The organism is Sphingomonas sp. GV3 (assembly GCF_031082075.1).
GTDB lineage: Bacteria > Pseudomonadota > Alphaproteobacteria > Sphingomonadales > Sphingomonadaceae > Sphingomonas > Sphingomonas beigongshangi.
This window is the reverse complement of the sequence record NZ_JARWLE010000001.1, coordinates 213,996-229,574: the sequence shown is the minus strand read 5'-3', so window position 1 is coordinate 229,574 and position 15,579 is coordinate 213,996. Positions and strand designations below refer to the sequence as shown.

The 15,579-nt window shown below is 66.7% G+C and carries 14 protein-coding genes and 1 tRNA gene; 12 read left to right on the top strand and 3 right to left on the bottom strand.

Annotated elements, in window-relative coordinates:
* Nucleotides 1-75: 75 nt before the first annotated feature.
* The 3 genes from RF701_RS01105 to RF701_RS01095 all read left to right on the top strand — a co-directional run bounded on the left by RF701_RS01105 (nucleotide 76) and on the right by RF701_RS01095 (nucleotide 4,652).
* Entirely contained in the window at nucleotides 76-2,220 is a 2,145-nt protein-coding gene (locus tag RF701_RS01105; RefSeq protein WP_308813794.1) for a TonB-dependent receptor domain-containing protein, read from the top strand.
* A gap of 90 nt (nucleotides 2,221-2,310) precedes the next feature.
* Nucleotides 2,311-3,495 carry an acyl-CoA dehydrogenase gene (locus RF701_RS01100; RefSeq protein WP_308813793.1) on the top strand — a complete coding sequence of 395 codons (1,185 nt, stop codon included), beginning with the start codon at nucleotides 2,311-2,313 and terminating at the stop codon, nucleotides 3,493-3,495.
* Nucleotides 3,492-4,652: a CaiB/BaiF CoA-transferase family protein gene (locus RF701_RS01095; RefSeq protein ID WP_308813792.1), complete on the top strand. Its 1,161-nt coding sequence runs from the start codon at nucleotides 3,492-3,494 to the stop codon at nucleotides 4,650-4,652. Before RF701_RS01100 ends, RF701_RS01095 begins: the two co-directional genes overlap by 4 nt.
* A 6-nt stretch (nucleotides 4,653-4,658) precedes the next feature.
* On the opposite strand, the gene RF701_RS01090 is transcribed toward RF701_RS01095, so the two are convergent.
* A complete protein-coding gene (locus RF701_RS01090) occupies nucleotides 4,659-5,966 on the bottom strand; it encodes a sugar MFS transporter (protein WP_210358670.1) in 1,308 nt (435 codons plus the stop codon).
* Nucleotides 5,967-6,173: 207 nt separating this feature from the next.
* Between RF701_RS01090 and RF701_RS01085 the strand changes: the two genes are divergently transcribed.
* The 9 genes from RF701_RS01085 to RF701_RS01045 all read left to right on the top strand — a co-directional run bounded on the left by RF701_RS01085 (nucleotide 6,174) and on the right by RF701_RS01045 (nucleotide 13,461).
* Nucleotides 6,174-6,719: a 2Fe-2S iron-sulfur cluster-binding protein gene (locus RF701_RS01085; RefSeq protein ID WP_308813791.1), complete on the top strand. Its 546-nt coding sequence runs from the start codon at nucleotides 6,174-6,176 to the stop codon at nucleotides 6,717-6,719.
* Nucleotides 6,720-6,846: 127 nt separating this feature from the next.
* Nucleotides 6,847-7,767 carry an RcnB family protein gene (locus tag RF701_RS01080; RefSeq protein WP_308813790.1) on the top strand — a complete coding sequence of 307 codons (921 nt, stop codon included), beginning with the start codon at nucleotides 6,847-6,849 and terminating at the stop codon, nucleotides 7,765-7,767.
* A gap of 93 nt (nucleotides 7,768-7,860) precedes the next feature.
* Nucleotides 7,861-8,541 carry a 2OG-Fe(II) oxygenase gene (locus tag RF701_RS01075; protein ID WP_210358667.1) on the top strand — a complete coding sequence of 227 codons (681 nt, stop codon included), beginning with the start codon at nucleotides 7,861-7,863 and terminating at the stop codon, nucleotides 8,539-8,541.
* Nucleotides 8,541-10,349, top strand: a complete 1,809-nt coding sequence (gene recJ, locus RF701_RS01070; RefSeq protein WP_308813789.1) for a single-stranded-DNA-specific exonuclease RecJ — start codon at nucleotides 8,541-8,543, stop codon at nucleotides 10,347-10,349. Before RF701_RS01075 ends, recJ begins: the two co-directional genes overlap by 1 nt.
* A 79-nt stretch (nucleotides 10,350-10,428) precedes the next feature.
* Nucleotides 10,429-10,503, top strand: a tRNA-Glu gene (locus tag RF701_RS01065).
* 250 nt (nucleotides 10,504-10,753) lie between these two features.
* Nucleotides 10,754-10,957 carry a hypothetical protein gene (locus tag RF701_RS01060; RefSeq protein WP_308813788.1) on the top strand — a complete coding sequence of 68 codons (204 nt, stop codon included), beginning with the start codon at nucleotides 10,754-10,756 and terminating at the stop codon, nucleotides 10,955-10,957.
* On the top strand, nucleotides 10,936-12,225 hold the full coding sequence (locus tag RF701_RS01055; RefSeq protein WP_308813787.1) for an RHS repeat-associated core domain-containing protein: 1,290 nt from the start codon (nucleotides 10,936-10,938) through the stop codon (nucleotides 12,223-12,225). The genes RF701_RS01060 and RF701_RS01055 overlap by 22 nt, the downstream gene beginning before the upstream one ends.
* Nucleotides 12,226-12,446: 221 nt before the next feature.
* A complete protein-coding gene (locus RF701_RS01050; protein ID WP_308813786.1) occupies nucleotides 12,447-12,809 on the top strand; it encodes a hypothetical protein in 363 nt (120 codons plus the stop codon).
* A 106-nt stretch (nucleotides 12,810-12,915) separates the two neighbouring features.
* Complete coding sequence (locus tag RF701_RS01045; protein WP_308813785.1) at nucleotides 12,916-13,461, top strand: hypothetical protein; 546 nt, start codon at nucleotides 12,916-12,918, stop codon at nucleotides 13,459-13,461.
* Nucleotides 13,462-13,635: 174 nt separating this feature from the next.
* Here the strand turns inward: RF701_RS01045 and RF701_RS01040 are convergent, their stop codons facing one another.
* Both RF701_RS01040 and RF701_RS01035 read right to left on the bottom strand, forming a co-directional pair.
* Nucleotides 13,636-14,424, bottom strand: a complete 789-nt coding sequence (locus tag RF701_RS01040; protein ID WP_308813784.1) for a PEPxxWA-CTERM sorting domain-containing protein — start codon at nucleotides 14,422-14,424, stop codon at nucleotides 13,636-13,638.
* Nucleotides 14,425-15,060: 636 nt separating this feature from the next.
* Nucleotides 15,061-15,396: a hypothetical protein gene (locus tag RF701_RS01035; protein ID WP_308813783.1), complete on the bottom strand. Its 336-nt coding sequence runs from the start codon at nucleotides 15,394-15,396 to the stop codon at nucleotides 15,061-15,063.
* Nucleotides 15,397-15,579: the final 183 nt, after the last annotated feature.

The following is a 15,579-nucleotide window of genomic DNA, read 5'->3' as shown; positions in this document are numbered from 1 at the left end:
TCAAGACTTGATATAATGTAACATGACGTCTAGGTGACCGCCGACTAACTCGTCGTTCAGTTGCTTGGAGTATCGATGATCACGCCCATCCTGCTCGCCGGCGTCGCCGCGCTCGCGCTGCCCGTCCTCCCCCTCGCCGACCAGACCGGGCCGAATGCCGACCAGGCCGCGCAGCAGGACCAGCGGCGCGACATCATCGTTACCGCGCCGGTCGATCAGAGCGAGCGCGACGTCCTGCAGGGAACCACCGTGCTGTCGGGCGAGGCGCTGACCCGCGAACTGCGCCCGACGATCGGCGAGACGCTGGCCCGTCAGCCGGGCGTATCCGCGACGTCATTCGGCCCCAGCGCGTCGCGCCCGATCCTCCGCGGCTTCCAGGGCGATCGCGTCCGCGTGCTGACCGACGGCATCGGCTCGATCGACGTCAGCAACACAAGTGTCGATCACGCGGTGATCATCGACCCGTTGCTCGCCGAACGGGTCGAGGTGCTCCGCGGGCCCTCCGCCCTGTTGTTCGGATCGTCGGCCGTCGGCGGCGTCGTCAACGTGATCGACACCCGCATCCCCCGCAGCGTGCCGCGCGACGGCTATCGCCTGAACGGTATTGCCAATTACGGGTCGGCCGCGAATGAACGCTCGGCCGGCGCGGCGGGCGACGTCGCGGTCGGGGAGCATCTCGTTCTCCATGCCGATGGTTCGTACCTCAAGTCCGACGATCTGCGGACCGGGCGCGGCTATCTGCTCTCGCCGCAAGCGCGCGCCGCCGCGCTCAGCCAGGTCGGCCTGCCGCAGCCGGACGCAGAGGAGCCGATCGACTTCGCCGCCTCCGCACGCTTGCGCGGCCGTTTGCCCAATTCCGCCGCCGAGACCTGGACCGCGGGTGCGGGCGCATCGATCATCACCGACACCGGCAATCTCGGCGTCAGCTACAGCCATTATGACAGCCTGTATGGGGTGCCGATCCGCTACGCAACCGCCGTCGGCCAGGCTCAGGAGGCGCCGCGCCTGTCCGTGGTCCAGAACCGCGTCGACCTGCGCGGCGAGGTGCAGACCGGCGGCGGCTTTCTCGACCGCATCCGCATCCGCGCCGGTCAGGCGACCTATCGCCATTTCGAGCTGGGTGAGGACGGCAGCGTCGGCACCGCCTTCTTCAACAACGGGCTCGAAGGGCGGCTGGAACTGGTCCAGGCCAATCGCGGCGGCTGGCAGGGCGCGAGCGGCGTCCAGTATTTCAACCGCCAGTTCGACGTGAAGGGCGACGAGGCCTTCCTGCCGAAGAACGAGACCAACCAGACGGGGTTCTTCACGCTCCAGCAATATGCCAGCGGCCCGTTCCGCGCGGAGGGGGGCCTGCGCTACGAGGTGAGCGATCTTGCCGCGCGCACGCCCGCCGGCGACCTGCGTTTCTTCGCCGGCAAGCGTCATTTCGACGCGGTGTCGGGGTCTCTTGGCGCGTCCTACGCGGTGACCGACACGATCCGCATCGGCCTCAACGGTTCGCGCACGGAGCGCGCGCCCTCGGCGGAGGAGCTGTTCGCGAACGGCGCCCACGCCGGGACGCAGGCGTATGAGCTCGGCAATCCGGACTTCCGCCTCGAAAAGTCGTGGGGGCTCGAGGCGACGCTGCACGCGCACGGTCCGGGTTTCAGCCTCGACGCATCGGCCTATTACAACTGGTTCACCAACTACATCTCTGAAAACCAGGTCGATCAGGCGGTCTGCGCCGCGGCAGCCGCGCCGTCCGGCCGCGTCGTCGACCTGCCCTGTTTCCAGTATCAACAGCGCGATGCCCGCTATTGGGGCTTCGAGGCGGACGGATCGGTGAAGCTAGGGCAGCTCGGCGGCTATGCGATCAATGCCGACCTGCTCGGCGACTATGTCCGCGCGACGATCGTCGACCAGGGGCCGGTGCCGCGCATCCCGCCCGCGCGCCTGCTCGGCGGCATCGAGGCGCAGGGCGACCGGCTGAGCGGCCGGGTCGAGGTGGAACACGCCTTCGCGCAAGGCCGGATCGCGGCCTTCGAAACCCGCACGCCGGCCTATACGATGGTCAACGCGTCGGTGTCGCTGAAGCCCTTCGGCTCGGACAGCAGGACCAGTCTGCTGCTCTCGGCCAACAACGTCTTCGACGTGGTCGCCCGGCGGCATTCCAGCTTCCTGAAGGACTTTGCCCCCCTCGCTGGCCGCGATCTGCGCGCGACGCTGCGCTTCGGCCTGTGACGGACCTGTCGCTTCCGCCGGCCAGCGGGGAAGGTGGTTGCCTCCCCGCCGCAACCGCCGTACCGGACCCTCCAAAAGGAGAGTGAGACGATGGCCGGCATGGGCAAGTTCGACTGGGCGGACCCGTTCCTGCTCGACGAGCAGCTAAGCGAAGACGAACGCATGATCCGCGACACCGCGCGCGCTTATGCGCAGGATCGGCTCGCGCCTCGCATCGTCGAGGCCTTCCAGCACGAGCACACCGACCCGGCGATCTTCCGCGAAATGGGCGAACTCGGCCTGCTCGGCCCGACGATCCCGGAGGAATTCGGGGGCGTCGGCGCCAGCTATGTCGCCTATGGCCTCGTCGCCCGCGAGGTCGAGCGGATCGACTCGGGCTACCGCTCGATGATGAGCGTCCAGTCGAGCCTCGTCATGTATCCGATCCACGCCTATGGATCGGACGAACAGCGCCGCAAGTACCTGCCCAGGCTCGCGAGCGGCGAATGGATCGGCTGTTTCGGCCTGACCGAACCCGACGCCGGATCCGATCCGGGCGGCATGACGACCCGCGCGACCAAGGTCGAAGGCGGCTATCTGATCTCCGGCGCCAAGACCTGGATTTCGAACAGCCCGATCGCCGACGTCTTCGTCATCTGGGCGAAGAGCGACGCGCACGGCGGCGCGATCCGCGGCTTCGTGCTCGAAAAGGGCATGAAGGGCCTGTCCGCGCCCAAGATCGAGGGCAAGCTCAGCCTGCGCGCGTCGATCACCGGCATGGTGATGATGGACGAGGTCGCGGTCGGCGAGGACGCCCTCCTGCCGAACGTGGAGGGTCTGAAGGGTCCCTTCGGCTGTCTCAACCGGGCGCGCTACGGGATCAGCTGGGGTTCGCTCGGCGCGGCGGAATTCTGCTTCCACGCCGCGCGGCAATATGGGCTCGACCGCAAGCAGTTCGGCACGCCGCTCGCCGGGCGCCAGCTGTACCAGAAGAAGCTCGCCGATATGGAGACCGAGATCGCACTCGGGCTGCAGGCTTCGTTGCGCGTCGGTCGCCTGATGGACGAAGGCCGCTTCGCGCCGGAGATGGTCTCGATCGTCAAGCGCAACAATGTCGGCAAGGCGCTCGACATCGCCCGCACCGCGCGCGACATGCACGGCGGCAACGGCATCTCCGGCGAATATCAGGTCATGCGTCACGTCATGAACCTGGAGACGGTCAACACCTACGAGGGCGCGCACGACGTCCACGCGCTGATCCTCGGCCGCGCCATCACCGGGATCGCCGCGTTTTGAGCGACGACGGGCCAGCCCCCTCCCCCTCCGGGGCGGGCTGCGCGTCGGCCCCCCTCGCCGGCCTCAGGGTCCTCGAGCTCGCCCGCATCCTCGCCGGTCCCTGGGCCGGACAGGTGCTCGCCGATCTCGGGGCTGAGGTCACCAAGATCGAAGCGCCCGCCGGCGACGACACCCGCACCTGGGGCCCGCCGTTCGTCACCAATCCCGACGGCAGCCGCGACGCCGCCTATTTCCACGCCTGCAACCGCGGCAAGACGAGCCACGTCGTCGATTTCACGACGGCGGAGGGTCAGGCGCGGATCAGGGCGCTGGCCGCCGAATCCGACGTGCTGATCGAGAATTTCAAGGTCGGCGGCCTCGCCAAATACGGCCTCGACTATGCCAGCCTGTCCGCGCTCAACCCGCGCCTCGTCTATTGCTCGATCACCGGCTTCGGGCAGGACGGCCCCTATGCCGCCCGCGCGGGCTATGATTACATCGTCCAGGGCATGAGCGGGATGATGAGCCTGACCGGCGAGCCAGACGGCGCGCCGCAGAAGATCGGCGTCGCGATGGCGGATATCGCCACCGGCCTCTACAGCGTCATCGCGATCCAAGCGGCACTGGCGATGCGTGCGCGCACGGGCCGCGGGCAGCATATCGACATGGCGCTGCTCGACACGATGGTCGGCGTGCTCGCCAACCAGGCCGCCAATTACTTCGCGACCGGGGACAGTCCGCCGCGCGTCGGCAACGCGCATATGAACGTGTCGCCCTATGCGGTGTTCGAGACCGCCGACGGCTGGTTCATTCTCGCGGTCGGGAACGACGGGCAGTTCCGCCGCTTCTGCGACGTGGTGGCGCTGTCTCCCCAGCCCGAATGGGGGACCAATGCCGGCAGGCTGGACCACCAGGCGCCGCTGTTCGCCGCGATTTCCGAAAGGACCCGCACCTTCGGCCGCGACGATCTGCTGGCCCGGCTCGAGGTCGCCGGGGTGCCCGCAGGACCGATCAATACGGTCGAGCAGGCCCTGACCGACCCGCAGGTCGTGGCGCGCGGCATGGTGCTGGACCAGCAACCGATCCGCGGCCTGCGCACGCCGATCCGCTTTTCCGACGCAAGCCTCGTGCTCGGCCGGCCCGCGCCGCGAAAGGGCTCGGCCGACGCCGAGCCCTGAACGGCGTCAGGCGCCCTCGACCTCGCGCACCGGTTTGCGGGCGTAGAGGCCGTAGGCGAGGATGATCGCATAGCAGATCGCCGGCAGGATCAGCGAGAATTGCATCGATCCGCTGGCGTCGGCAACCAGCCCGGTCAGCGGCGGCACTATGGCGCCGCCGACGATCGCGGTGGCGATCACGCCCGATCCTTCCGCCGCGCGCTTGCCCAGCCCCTCGCTGGCGAGACTGAAGATGGTCGGGAACATGATGGAGTTCATGAGGCCGATGGCCAGCAGCGTCCAGCCCGCCAGCGTACCGGTCGAATTGGCCGACACGAGGATCAGCGCGATCGCGCCCGTCGCCACCGTCGCCAGCACCTTGCCGGGCGCGATGCGCGTCAGGACGTAGGATCCGATGAACCGGCCGACCAGGGCGCCGCCCCAGTAATAAGCGACGTAATTGCCCGCGGCCTGGTCGCTGATCCCGAACACCGACGACTGCATCAGGTACAGGACGATGACCGAACCGATCGATACTTCCGCACCGACGTACAGGAAGATGCAGGCCGCGCCCATCGCGAAGCGCGGCCGCTTCAGCAGGCTGAAGGCGTGGAGGATGCTGCCCGTCTGGTCCTGTTCCTCGTTGAGCCGGTTGCGCCGGGTCCAGACCACGGCCGCGATGATCGCGAGCGCGACGGCGAGGCCGATATAGGTATGGACGATCGCCTGTGACGCTTCCTGGCGATAGGCGACGAGCGCGGCGCCGCTCAGCGAGGCGGCGCTGACGCTGGCGAGGCCGCCCAGGATCAGCGACGAACCGACGCGCGGAAAGATGGTGGTGCCCAGAGAGTTGAACGCCTGCGCGAAGGTCAGGCGGCTCGACGCCGTCTCCGGCTTGCCGAGCAGCGAGATCAGCGGATTGGCGACGACCTGGACGATGGTGATGCCCGCGCCCAGCACGAACAGCGCCGCCAGGAACATCTCGAACTTCGCGCTCTGCGCCGCTGGGATGAAGAGCAGGCAGCCCACCATCATGGTGACCAGGCCGATCGACGCGGTGCGCATGTAACCCGCGCGCCGCACGATGGCCGCCGCCGGCAAGGAGAAGAGCGCATAGGCGAGGAAGAAGGCCGACTGGACCAGCATCGACGTCGCATGGTCGAGCGTGAAAAGCTCCTTCAGCTTCGGGATGATGATGTCGTTGAGACTGGTGATGCCGCCGAAGATGAAGAACAGCGCGATGACGAACACGCGCAGGTCGGGTGCGTCATAGCCGTGGGCGGCGTCGCCGGCAGCGGCGCCGTCCGGCTGGTGGGTGGTGACGTTGATTGCCATATGGCGCGCGGCCCCTCTCTTCCCATGTAATCGGTTTCAGGATGTACAAGCACGCCCGTGCCATGCTGGCAAGCTGCCGCGACGGGCGCCTGCCGACCTGGCGAGAAGCCCTTGCGACGGCGGAGGCTTTCCGCAGATCGCCGCGCGACGCAAGCATGTTGGCGCATCGCTGGATCGTACGGCCGCTTTTCGGCTAGGGCGTTCGTCATGGCGCGCCTCACGGTCAACAACCAGCCGGTCGAGTACAAGCTCGATCCCGACACGCCGCTGCTGTGGGCGCTCCGGGACGCGTCCAATCTCACCGGCGCGAAATACGGCTGCGGCACGGGAGAATGCGGTGCCTGTATCGTCGATATCGACGGACGCGCGGTGGCCGCGTGCACCGTGCCGATCGGCCGGATCGAGGGCAGCTATGTCACGACGATCGAGGGCTTGTCGCGCGAGCGCAATCATCCGCTGCAACTCGCCTTCATCGCCGCCAATCTGCCGCAATGCGGATTCTGCATTCCGGGAATCATCATGGCGGCGCAGGCGCTGCTGCGCCGCACGCCCGATCCCGGCGAAGAGGCGATCGAGGCGGCGTTGCCCAACATCTGCCGATGCGGCGTCTACCCGCGGCTGATCGAAGCCGTGCAGCGTGCCGGCCGAGCGCTTCGCGGCGAGGAGACGATCCCCGCCGGCGCCCGCCCCGGAATCGATCCGGCCGACGCCGCGCGCGCGGTCCCCGCTCTCGTGCCTCCGCCGTCCAGATGACCGGCCGGACCGCCCGTTTCCTGTCGCAACGCTGACGGAGCAATTCAGCTTCGACACACCCGCGCTCATGCAAATATCATGCATGATCGGGGCCGGCTCGTGCGCCGGCGAGTGAGGACGGCAGGCAATGAAGACCTTTATCAAGGCGCTGCTCGCGGCATCGATGCTGATGCCGGCTGCGGCGCAGGCGCAGGCGCAGGATGGTGGTCGCCCATGGGGTGGCGATCGGGACGGAAGGCCGGAGCGTCCCCGCCCGCCCGGCGACGCCCGTGCGGCGCCCCCCACGCCCGCGCCGCAACCCGCCCCCGGCGATCCCGGCCGCTTCCAAGGCGCGCGTCCGGATTTTCGCGCCGAGCGTCCGTGGCAGGATCGTCGTGACGATCGACAGCCCGCTCCGAACGATGCCCAGCGCGGGTTCGACCGCTCCGGTGGCGGGGATCGCGGCGGATGGCGCGATCCCAATGGCAGTGGCGGCTGGCGCCGGCCGGACGGCGGCGATCGGCCCGATCGCGGCGCCGGCCCCGAAGGCCGTCAGGACTGGCGCGACCGGCCGGCGGCGGTGGACGGTCGCCCGCAACGAGCGCAGGACGGCGCAGCCGGGCGCGATCGCCGGCCCGGCTGGGACCGCGGCGACGCCGGCGCCCGCCCGCCGCTCGCCGCCGGGCGCCCCGACTGGCGTGGCGGCGACTGGAACCGGCAGCCGAACTGGGATGGTCCACGCGGTGGTGATCGCGGCGCGTGGAACCGCGGCTGGCGGGACGACCGCCGGTACGACTGGGGACGGTATCGCGCGAGCAACCGGGGCGCATACCGCCTGCCGCACTATTATGCGCCGTCCGGCTGGGGCTATGGGTACCGCCGCTTCTCGATCGGCTCGACCCTATATTCAGGCCTGTGGGGTTCGAACTATTGGATCGACGATCCCTGGGACTATCGCCTGCCGGAAGCCTATGGGCCCTATCGCTGGGTGCGCTATTACGACGACGCGCTGCTCGTCGATTTGCGCAGCGGCCGGGTGGTCGACGTGGTCTACGACATCTTCTTCTGACCCGGCGTGTCGGGGCAGCGGCCGATCGCATCGCCGCCCCGCGCGCTCCCGCCGCCCCTTGCCTTTGCCGCCGAGCGGCGGCATCCCGCAGAGATGTTCGCGCGCAAGCCTTCCGCCTCCGCCGCCAACCCGCTTCGCCAGCTGATCGGCGAACAGGTCGTCCGCCGCCTTGATGACAATCCGGCCGTCGTCTCGGCCGGCGTGGCCGGTGTGCAGGCCTATTATCAGCTCGATTTCCTCACGCCCGCACAGTGCGCGATGCTGATCGGCATCATCGACGCCAATCGCCGCCCGTCGACCCTCCTGTCCGACAAGGCAGGCGACGACTTTCGCACCAGCGAAAGCTGCGACATGGATCGCTGGTCGCCCGACATACGCCCGATCGACGAGGCGATCGCCGCGCTGCTCGGAATCGCGCCCGAGCAGGGCGAGACGATGCAGGGACAGCGCTACGCGCCCGGGCAGCAGTTTCGCGCGCATCACGATTATTTCCACGACACCGAAAGCTATTGGGCGGCGATGGCGAAGTCGGGCGGCCAGCGCACCTGGACCGCGATGATCTACCTCAACGACGTCCAGGACGGCGGTGCCACCTGGTTCCCCCAGGCGGGGTTCAAGGTCGCGCCCCGCGCCGGCATGCTGCTGGCGTGGAACAACATGAATCCCGACGGCAGCCCCAACACGCTGACCCTCCACGAGGGGATGGCCGTGGTGGAGGGGACGAAGTACGTCGTCACGAAATGGTTTCGCGAGGGGCGCTGGACGCGCTACTGATGCCGCCTCGTCCTTCCGATTCCGTCGCCGGCGACGTCGGCGCCGCGGGGCCGCCGCTCGCGCTCGGCGTTGCCTCGTCCTTCCTCGGCCAGCCGTGGCATTGGCGCGGCCTCGCCGCCGATGCGCGCGAAGGCTTCGGCACGGACGATCTGGTCACGCAATTGCTGCTCGCCCGCGGTTGCCCGCGGGAGGCGCTGGACGCCCATCGCCTGCCGTCGATCCGCGGCTTCATGCCCAATCCCTCGATCTTTCGCGACATGGACCGCGCCGCGGACAGGCTCGCCGATGCGGTTGAGGGCCGCGAGCAGGTGGCGGTGTTCGGCGATTATGACGTCGATGGCGCCACATCCGCCGCGCTGCTGATCCGCCTGCTGCGCGCATTGGGATTGACGGCCCGCCCCTATATTCCCGATCGCCTGATGGAGGGATATGGCCCCTCCGGCGCCGCGCTGCTGCGGCTTGCCGGCGAAGGCGCGTCGCTGATCGTGACGGTGGACTGCGGCGCACAGGCGTTCGAGGCGCTGGAGGCGGCGCGCGCTGCACCTGCCGACATCGTGGTCGTCGACCACCACAAATGCCTGTCGGCGCTGCCGCCCGCGCATGCGCTGGTCAATCCGAACCGTCTGGACGAGGCGTCGGAGGCGGCGGCGCACGGTCACCTTGCCGCGGTGGGCGTCTGCTTTCTGCTCGGCGCGGCGCTGATCCGGACGTTGCGCGCCCGCGGCTTCTTCGCGGATCGCGCGGAGCCGCGGCTGCTCGACCTGCTGGACCTCGTCGCACTGGGAACCGTGGCGGATGTCGCCCAGCTGCGCGGGCTGAACCGCGCGTTCGTGGCGCAGGGGCTCAAAGTCATGGCACAGCGCCGCAACGTCGGCATCGCCGCGCTGATCGAGGCATCGCGCCTGACGCGAGCCCCGACATGCCAGGACCTGGGCTTTGCCCTCGGGCCACGGATCAATGCGGGGGGTCGCGTCGGCCGGGCCGACCTCGGCGTCCGGCTGCTCGTCACCGACGATGCCGCGGAGGCACAAGCCATCGCGGTCGAACTGGATCGGCTCAACGAGGAACGCCGCACGATCGAAGCGGATGTCCAGGTGGTCGCAGAGGAGCGCGCGCGCAGCGATCGCATGGTGACCGTGGTTGCGGGCGAAGGCTGGCACCCCGGCGTCATCGGCATCGTTGCCGGGCGGTTGAAGGAAAGGCTGGACCGGCCGTCGATCGTCATCGCGCTTGACGAACACGGTATGGGCAAGGGATCGGGCCGGTCGATCACGGGCGTCGATCTCGGCGCGGCCATCCTGGCGGCGCGCGAGCACGGATTGCTGCTGGCGGGGGGCGGTCATGCGATGGCGGCGGGATTGACGGTGGCCGGGGACAAGATCGAGGCCCTCGCCGATTTCCTGGAGGATCGGCTCGCCGCGGCGGTCGCCATCGCGCGGGAGGGACGCTCGCTGCGGCTCGACGCCGTCGTGGCGCCAGGCGGCGTCACGCCCGCGCTGGTGGAGTCGCTCGACGCGGGCGGCCCCTATGGCACGGGATGGCCGGCGCCGCGGATCGCAACCGGGCCGGTGCGCCTGGTCAAGGTCGACCGCGTGGGCGTCAATCACGTGCGCGCCATCGTCGCCGGCGAAGACGGCCGCAGTTTCAAGGCCATGGCGTTCCGCGCCGCCGACACCGCCCTTGGCCAGACGCTGCTCGCCGCCCCACCCCACCGACGGCTGTGGCTGGCCGGCCGCGTACGCCGTGACGACTGGAGCGGCCGGGCGGTCGCCGAGCTCCATCTCGACGATGCCGCCTGGGTCGAGTGAGCGGCGCGCAAAATCCCCACCCGAAAGCGGCTTGACCGGCCGGGCGCCCTCCCCTAATGGCCCCCAACGCCATCGCGGCGGCCCCTTCGTCTAGCGGTTAGGACGCGGCCCTTTCACGGCTGAAACACGGGTTCGATTCCCGTAGGGGTCACCAGCGCCAAGACAAAAGCGGTAGAAATTCGCGCTTTTTGCGGACCCGGTGCGATTAGCGACATCATCTCGTCCCCCAAAATAATCTGGCGGTGATGGTCCAATATGGTCCTCCTTGGGTCGAAGGTTATCGATTTGGATATGCCATAGCGTCTCGTACCCGGGTGTCGTTTCGGGCCCCATGACGGCCGCCACGCCCCGCGCGTGAGCCGCTCTTCCCGTCGACGTCGGTTTATCGGGCCACACGCGCTAGCGTGCCCAAACGTTTCTTCTCATTTGCCGACATGCTGCGATCGAGCTTGTTGGGCACAGAAGTTGGCAAGCCGCATTCCAACGATGGGTTCGAGCGCGATGCGGTCGGCCAGATCACCGAAGGCGGATATCTGGTGGCGCAGGTTCCGCAGCAACTCTTGGTCGCGCCGCAGTCATCGTATGTGTGGAAGCGGCAGCCGGCATAGGTTGGATCCGCCGGTTCCGGCAGCGATGCCGATATCCATCGGCCTGCTGCGGCTTGCAAAATCGAAGGAGCGCAGCCGACCGACCTGATCATCCGCTAGACAAATCGGTCGCCCACACCGGCCTGACGCACGACCTGGCGGGCACGGCCGGCGATCTGACGCTGACGCTGGGCTACAACACGGCGGGCCAGATCAGCAGCCGCGCCAGCTCGAACAACGCTTATACCTGGGTGGCCCCGACCAACGTCGACCGGGCCTATGGCTTCAACGGCCTGAACCAGTACACGCAGGCCGGCGGCGTCGGCTTCGCCTATGACGCGCGCGGCAACCTGACGAACTCGGGCGGCTCGGCCTATGGCTATACGTGGGAGAACCGGCTGGTGTCGGGCCCGGGCGCCTCGCTCGCCTACGACCCGGTCGGTCGGCTGCTCAACGAGGACGGGCAGTTCACCCTGCAATATGACGGGTCGGACCTGATCTCGGAGCAGAACACGAGCGGGACGATCCTGCGCCGCTACGTCTTCGGCCCCGGCGACGACGAGCCGATCGTCTGGTACGAAGGCGCCGGTACCGGGGATCGCCGCTGGCTGGTCGCGGACGAACGCGGCAGCGTCGTCGCGGTGACGGATGGCGCGGGCAATGCGATCGGGATCAACCGCTACGACGAGTTCGGCATTCCCGCAGGGACCAATATCGGGCGCTTCCAATATACCGGCCAGGCGTGGCTCGCGAGCCTGCGCATGTACCATTACAAGGCGCGCGTCTATTCGCCGACGCTCGGCCGGTTCATGCAGACCGATCCGATCGGATACGGAGACGGGCTGAACTGGTATGCCTATGTGGGCAACGATCCGGTAAACTTCACCGATCCGAGTGGGTTGGTGCGAATTATTCCTATCGAGAACTGCCCGACGGGGGGCAGTCAACAGAATGATGGCGTTGGTGACATCGTCAACACCAAACCCCGGTGTACCGTAAAATGGATCGAGATTCCCGACGGCACAAGCTACGGCGGTGGCGGCCCGGGCGGCGGCGGCGGCGGCGGCGGCGGCGCGCCGACTGGTAAGCAGCCGCAGAACAATGATACTTGCGCATTAAGTGGTGATCGAAGGCAAGCATATTTTAAGGATCGGGACGCGGCCTTCGACCTGTTCAACTCTATCGGCCAGAGGAAGGAAGTTGCGTTTACGACGTTTAGAAACGATCAATATGGTAACATTGAGACATACTTCGATGTGGGAAAAAGGCCGGTGTCAATCCGAAATTAGATCGGCCGGGGCGCACTCTGTTGCTGAGTGGGCATATACATCCGACCCCGGTCGGGCCGATATTCCCTTTAGGTTATGCACCCTCCGGTCCTTCTGACGCAGATAAGGCCAAATCTAAGCTGTATCCCTCCGCTACGTTTGCTGTTTACGAGAAGAGAGGGGACCAGTGGCGCGGAATATGCTTCTCGGCGCGAAAGTAAGAGAGCGCGAGGGAAAGCCTTATGGAGCAAGATACCTTGAGACATGATAAGGAAAAAGAAGGAGGGAGTAAGCGCGATAAGCGCCTGCTATTTTCGTTGATATGTTTTTTTGCTGCATTCTGCTGTTTTATTTATGAGGCCATGATAATCGATCTATATATTAAGACAGTTGCTCTTGGTAATTGGGATTACTTTTCTCGAACATTTGGTGTGGCCAAGCCTTACGGAAAAGATGAGGTTTGTTTTGATTTCTGTGCACCATCATTGCCGTTTACATGGGGGTGGATTGGGTTGGCTAATTTCATCACCGGTTTCTCGATTGTTTCACTAGTATGGCTAAAGCCCAGAAATGTTAATGAGATGAAGGGTCGAACCGCAGAATAGCAAGCCAACGATCTGCAAGGGAGCAGCGCTGGTTTGCGCCGGTAATCCACAACATGCCGGGCGCATAGGAGGGATGCTGAGGTCGATCCGACCTGGCGCGGCGACATTGGTCGAGCAGGGAACCGTCGCCGACGCTTCCGACGGCGGCTGGAACGGCTTCTCGTCGCTGCAGCAGGTGGCGCGCGGGTTCGACGGGCTCGACCGCCAGACGTCGGAGACGACGAGTGCGGGCGGCACGGTCTATTTGGTCGTCCAGAAAAGCTACGTCGGGCAGCGGCTGGAATGCTCGGCGGTTCGCCTCAACAACGCCGTCTGGGGGACGTTGCCGGCCTCTGCCTGTACGGCGCAGGCCGAAGGTCCGTCGGGTCCCGACCGCATCACCCGCTACGGCTATGACGCCGCGGGCCGCGTCGCGCAGGTGACGGCGCGATTTGCCGACTCTTCCGTCAAGGCCAAGGCGGAGCGCGCTGATGAACTCAGAAGGGCCTTCCAGCTGATGGATGCTCTGGTGAGCGAAAGCTTCAGGGATGGTGCGAAAACCGTCATTCGGGTCGCCGTGAAATGCGACGTAAGCACGGTGCCGATAATGGAAAGGGGAGCTCCGCTAGGGGCCTATGCCGGAGTGGCCTGCACAGCTGCTCCCCCGCTGTAGTAGCGATCTGATCATCCCCATATCACCCTCCCTCCGGCTCAGACTGAGACCGGGTGATGCTCGCGCATTTTCCGCATCACGATTGCTGATGCCGCAGGACATGACGCGAAACCGCCGCCCTTTCTTCAAAGGACGGCGGCTTGACGGACGTTATGCTTTGGTCGTCGCGGCTGATCAGGCGGCGTATGCCACCGTCGTGGTGGTGGTCGTGTTGCGACGACGCATGGCGAAGCCGACCGCGCCCATGCCGAGGATCATCAGCGCCCAGGTTGCGGGTTCGGGCACCGCGCCGGTCGCCGCTTCGAAATTGTAGGTCGTGCTGCCGCTGTTGGTGATGAACGTGACGTTGTCGGCAAATGCATGATAGCCAGTGGTCGCGCCGCTACCCACGCCGACCGAGAACCCCGACACCGTCGCACCGGTCAACTGCGCCGCCCATTGCGCGATGGTCTGTCCGGCGTTGACGTCCCCGCCGGTGATGTAGAACTTGTCGTTGACGGACGACGAATACCAGGTGTCACGCAGCGTGTTGCCGTAGGTGCCGTTATAGGCCCCTTCCCAGATCAGTTCCTTGCGTGCCGATCCATCCTGGATCAGCAGGCGGAGCGCCGGCGTATAGTCGGTGTTGTACGGGTTGGTGGAATCCGCCGCGATCCGCCAGTCGAAGGTCAGGCCGGTCACCGCCGAAAGCGCACCGAGATCGGTCCGCGCGCCCGCATATTGGATGCCGAGCTGCGTGCGCGTGCGGTCGCCGGTCATCTCCAGCGATCCGTTGCCGGACCGGGGCGCCGTGGTGCTCACCGTCGCGGTACCGCCGCCGGTATTCTCTCCCGGAATGGTGCCCCAGGTCGACGCGCTGGGCAGTCCGGACACGGTGTTCACGACAACAGTAGCGGCGGACGCCGGCGCAGCCACAATGGTTGACGCCAGCAACGTGGCGACGATCGCGGTATGCACTTTCATGTGATTCATCCTCTCGACGCTCCGTCCCTGCGCGAAGCATGAACATGGTGTTAATCTCGCGTTCACCAGAAGGACAGTCCCCCATCCCTAAGTTTTTTGCTGTGTATCAATGCGATACATTGTCCTCGGTCGACCTGCGGCTACAGGAGTGGGATCCGTCTTAGGTAACGAGGGGCGCTTCGACCCGCTCGCTCGCGGTATTCTTGCGCAGGGATCGACCGCATCGATCGGGCCCGTTTCTCGCCCTCCGTTGCATCAGAAACATGCGAGCGCACGGCGGTGACGGCGATCAGGCGGACGGCCGGCACCCGCGACCATGGTACACGCTGCGGCCTAGACACGAGGCTTAACCCGTGCCGCGGCGAGCGGAGACCGGGCGGCAGGAACACCCCAGGAACGTGACGCCGGGCGCGTTCGCCTGCCCGGGGCGGCGCGCGTTATCCCAGCAAGCTGTAGGCGAGCGTATCGACCAGCACGTTGCGTGCATCCGGCGTCAGATGATGTCCGGCAAGCGCCAGGACGGTCGGTTGCTCGAAATTGATCGCCTTCCGGCCGCTCGTCGAGAAGGTCCGCAGCAGGCGTCCCAGCGTGTCCGGCGCGCCGAACGCGTGCGTCTCGCCGAAGGCCGCGACCAGCTCACGAGCGGCGCCACATCGGCCATGTGACGACGCCGGATGTGACCGAGCAGCGTGGCCGGAGACGATCGTCGGGCGTCGCGCCAGCGAAAACGTCCACGCCGCCACCGCCGCCGCCGCCGCTATCCATGGCCAGCGCATCGAGCCCATGCAGGAACTTGACCATCGCCGCCCTGCCGGGGTGGTCGGACAGACTATCCGCGATTGCTTCCGCCTGGCGGCACAGGACAAGCCGATGTCGATGCTCCTCCACCAGGGCGATAACGTCGATCTCGAGGATCACGTCGCAACGGGGTGCGAAAGAAACGACATCGGGCTGAGGCAGGATCGGATCCATCGCGCGCATGCTTTTTCCGACACCTTCGTGGCGAAGGTAGAGACGCGATGCATTGACGATGATCAAATGATCCCGCGGACCGCGCGAAATCCTTGCCGATGCCGCAAGGAGCAAGGACGGGGCTTGGCCTGGTGGGTAGGCCAACAGGTCCGCCGGTCCCCCAGCATGCGGAAGGACCGGCGG